Here is a 4170-nt window from a genome sequence, read left to right as displayed (position 1 = left end):
GGCGCGGCGGCGGCCCTGCTGGACCGCTGGGTGGCGGTCTCGGCCGCCGCCCGCTGAGGTCCGGCCGGGCCGACCAGGGCTGCCGGGACGGCGAGGACCTGCGATGACCCGGTCAAGGCCGGTCGTCCGCGTTCGGGCGCGGACGGCCGGCCTTGTTGCGCTCGGGTAACAGTTGTTCAAGTTTGGATTAATTCGCCCGGCCCGGCCGCATGATCACCTCCGAGTTCCCACCGTTCGCACGGTTCCCTCCCGGAGAGGATCTGCCCGATGCCCGTCTCCAAGGTCCGGACGACCGCCACGGCCGCCGCCGCCCTCCTGGCGCTGACGCTGGCCGCCTCCCCCGCCCACGCCGCGTCCCCCGCCCCCTCCCCCGCCAAGAAGGCCGCACCTGCCCGGACGGCGTCGAGCGTCGACCGGGGCGTGCTGCTGTCGGCCGCCCAGCAGCCGCCCGTGGACGAGACATGGCGCGCCAACCCCTACATCGACCCGTACTTCCAGCCGTCCGTCACCGGGCCGTCCTGCTGGGAGTACGGCCGGGCCACCGGCGCGCGGGACGGGCTGGGCGCCCGCTACGACACGCCGACCTGGTACTCCAACTACAACGACGTGTGGGTCTTCGCCGACAGCGCGGCGGCCGCGTCGTTCGAGCAGCAGTGGAAGAGCCTGCTGGCCTCCTGCGTCGAGCGGGAGAAGCCCGGCGGCCCGATGGGCACCCTCTACGTCACCGCGGTCACGAAGGTCGAGACCACCGGCGGCGTGGACGTGTGGCGGCTCACCACCGGGGTCAACGGGGGCGGCGGCACCCAGCACTGGCAGGTCGCGCTCGTCCGGCAGGGCCGCGCCGCCTACGCCATGGACCTGCTCGACTACCGCAACGGGGATCCGGCCCCGGTCCCGTTCGCGTCCTCGGTCGCCGCGATCAAGCAGAAGCTCGCCACCTACTACCCGTGACGGCGGCGTTCCCCGAAGCGGTCCGGTCGCCGTCGCCGGGGCTCAGTCTGCGTCGGGGAGGCCCAGCGAGAACGCGACCTCCAGGTCGTGCTGGGAGTAGGTGCGGAACGCGATGTGCGTCTCGGTGCCGCGGACGCCCTTGACCTTGTTCAGGCGCCCCGGGATCACGGCGTTCAGGTCGTCGTGCCGCCGGACCCGCACCATGGCCACCAGGTCGTGACCGCCGGTGATCGAGTAGACCTCGCTGACCCCGTCCAGGGCGGCGATCTCCTCGGCCACCTCGTGGACGCGGTCCACGTCGGTCTTGATGAACACGAGCGCGGTGACCACAGATCCTCCCGAAACGATCGTTACCGTCCGAGCCTATCCAGTGCCCGGCCGGACACTGGAGAGGGCCCGCCCGGGCCGGCGCCGCGCCGGCCCGGGCGGGCCGCTCAGGCGGTGACCAGCGCGGCGAGCGCCCCGGCGGCGGCCGGATGCCGCTCGACCAGCGCCGCGGCCGCGGCGTGGGCGGGCGCCTGCGCCACCGGAGCCGTTGCCCAGACCGGCTCCAGGCCGAACAAGGCGGCGACCGCGTCGCACGCGTCCGGATGCGCGGCCAGCAGCTCCGCCACGGGCCCGGACGGCACCGCGCCGCCCTGCGGGGAAGGAGGAGCGGCCTCCCGGTCCCGCGCGGCCTCCCACGGCGGCGTCCACGCGTCCAGGGCCGGAAGCGAGCCGGGGAAGGTGCGCCCGGCCTCCCGGGTCAGCACCGGCACGAGCTCCGCCGCCTGCTCGCGCAGCGTCGTGACCAGGCGCGGCAGCCACGGCAGCAGGACGTGGTCGGGCAGGCTCCCGAACGCCTTCGACATCACCTCCACGACGAACGGCGCGAACGTCGGGACCGGCTCCAGCGCCTGGACGAACCCGCTCAGGTAGTGCGGGAAGGACGGCACGACCAGCGGGTTGCCGAGCATCGCGTCGCAGCGTTCCCGCAGCTCGGCTCGGGTCAGCGCGCCGAGCTGCAGCCGCGCCGCCCACAGCAGCGCCACCTTCGCCGGCGCCTCCGGATGCGACTGGGCGACCGCGATCTCCAGCTGGGCGTGGTCGCAGCCGAGCGACAGCGCCAGGCTCTCCATCCCGAACAGGAAGCCGAGCATCGCCGCGACCTGCCGGACGCCCGTCTCCTCCTCGGTGAACGCCGTCGGCAGCAGGGTGCAGTAGTGGGCGTACCCCTCGGTGACGAACCGCTGGCACCAGGCGGGCAGCTCCGGCTCGCTCGCCCGGTAGTGGGCGAGCAGCCGCCGGACGCGCCGCAGCACCTCGGGGGCGTCGTCCACGGTGCGCTCGGCCGCCAGCAGCTCGACCGCGCGGGAGCCGAGCTCGGCCACGAACCGGCGGTTGCCGAGCAGGACGAGCGCGTCCTCCACGGCGGCGAGCGCGGTCGAGGCCGTCGCGTCCGCGGCCCAGGCGGCCTTGCGCAGCCGCTGTTCGAGGACCTGCTCGACCGTGACGCCCTCGTAGCCGAGCTCGACCAGCCAGCGCTGGTCGCGGCCGAGCGACAGGTCCCAGCTCTCCTGGACCGAGTGCTCGCCGAGCGTCCGCGAACCCATGATCGGCCGGACGACGCCCTTCGGCAGCAGCCGGTGCAGCATCCACAGCACGTCCGAGCAGGCCCGCAGGCGGGGCTCCGCGCGCAGGTCGAGCAGCGCCCGCTGGACGGTCCGCTTCGTCAGGTCCAGGCCGAGCGGCTCGAGCCGGTCCAGGACGTTCTGGGCGAGCGGCGGCAGCGCCGCGTACCCGACCTGGCCGACCCGGTCGCCGCCGAGCAGGATCTCGCACAGCCGCCGGACGTCCCGGCGGCCCGGCACGGCGTCCTTCTCGATGCAGGTGACCGCCGCGTCCTGGAAGTCGTACGGCGTCGGACGGCTCCGGCCGCGCATCCCGGCCAGCAGCACCGACGTCTCGACCACCGCGATCGCGTCCGCCGTGCTCGCCAGGTAGCCGTTGCGGCGGGCCAGCCGGACCAGGTCGACCGACCAGGCCAGCAGCTCCCGCTCGTCCAGGACGCCCGGCTCGGGCGGGGTGGTGAGGAAGCCGGACAGCCGGTCCTCGGCGGGGGCGGCCGGCGCGGGCTTGGGCGCCCTGGGCGCCTTGCCCTTCTGCCCGGCCAGGCGGAACGGCGCGACGCCGCCGCGCTTGAGCGCCTTCTCCCAGGTCGCGGCGGCGATCGACACCGAGCCCTTGGCCAGTCCGAACTGCGCCTCGATCGCCGAGTGGCTGGACGGGATCAGGCCGTGCAGCCAGCGCGTCCCCGACGGCTCGGCGATCTCGTACGGCGCGTCCGAGCGGACCCCGAACTGCTCGACCCGGCTCGCCGCGTGCAGCGCGCCGCACACGTACAGGGCGTCGCCGGCCTCCGTCCCCGACGCGGCGAGGTGCTGCCGCATCCGGGTCCACATGTGCCGCTCGCGCTCCTCGCTGCGGCGCAGGTCACCGGTGTCGCGAAGGCGCCGGAACAGGCTCCCCACCAGCAGCATCGCCTGCCGGTAGGCGTCGTACCCGGCACCGCTCAGCGGCTGCTCGACGTACTGGTCCCACCACTCCGACCAGTGCCGGACGCGGCCGTGGCGCAGCAGGTGCTCCTCGAGCTCGGCGAAGCCGGGACGCAGGTCGCCCAGCTCGATGCCGACCGCGTCGCCGTGCAGGGCGGCGTCCTCGTCCTCGCCTTCGGACCCGGCTTCGGCCCCGGGTTCGGACGCGGACTCGGGCTTGGACTCGGATTCGGCGTCCCGCTTGGACCTCCCCGCCGGATCGGACTTCTCCCACTGGAAGACGTGGTCGGTGGACCAGTCCACCGCGACCAGCTCCACGCCCGGCGTCTCCAGCGCGTACGCGATCGCCTGGTACTCGGCGGACGCCTCGGTGATCGGCGCGACCACCGACAGCGGCGCCCATTCCGGGTCGAAGCCCTGGATGTCGCTCGCGAACGCCTGCAGCGCCACCGGCAGCCGGCAGTTGCGCAGCTCGTCCAGCAGGGGCCGCATGTCCTCGCAGAGTTCGAGGTAGACGACCTTGGGCCGCTTCTCCCGCAGCCGCCGGGCCATCGCCAGCGCGGACGCGGGCGAGTGGTGGCAGACCGGGAAGATCTCCAGCTCCTCGGCCAGGGCGCGGTCGACGTCGTCCACCATGCCCGCGAGGATGTCGGCGGCGGCCCCGGGCGCGCACGCGAACCGCTCC

3 protein-coding genes are annotated in these 4170 nt (G+C 74.4%); 1 reads left to right on the top strand and 2 read right to left on the bottom strand.

Annotation, left to right across the window (positions count from 1 at the left end; genetic code table 11):
• Positions 1-267 precede the first annotated feature (267 nt).
• Entirely contained in the window at positions 268-951 is a 684-nt protein-coding gene (locus AB0J52_RS30055; RefSeq protein WP_500186016.1) for a hypothetical protein, read from the top strand.
• 42 nt (positions 952-993) lie between these two features.
• Here AB0J52_RS30055 and AB0J52_RS30050 read toward each other — a convergent pair whose 3' ends face one another.
• Both AB0J52_RS30050 and AB0J52_RS30045 read right to left on the bottom strand, forming a co-directional pair.
• On the bottom strand, positions 994-1281 hold the full coding sequence (locus tag AB0J52_RS30050; protein WP_500186015.1) for an Lrp/AsnC family transcriptional regulator: 288 nt from the start codon (positions 1279-1281) through the stop codon (positions 994-996).
• Between the two features lie 104 nt (positions 1282-1385).
• A partial coding sequence (locus AB0J52_RS30045) for a DUF5682 family protein (RefSeq protein ID WP_500186013.1) occupies positions 1386-4170 on the bottom strand: 2785 nt, incomplete at its 5' end.

Source organism: Spirillospora sp. NPDC049652, from assembly GCF_040675125.1.
Taxonomy (GTDB): Bacteria; Actinomycetota; Actinomycetes; order Streptosporangiales; family Streptosporangiaceae; genus Spirillospora.
This window is presented reverse-complemented; position numbering and strand designations above follow the sequence as displayed.

Coding starts and splice junctions, on each gene's coding strand:
- AB0J52_RS30055 (WP_500186016.1), top strand. CDS start 268: ATGCCCGTCTCCAAGGTCCGGACGACCGCCACGGCCGCCGCCGCCCTC.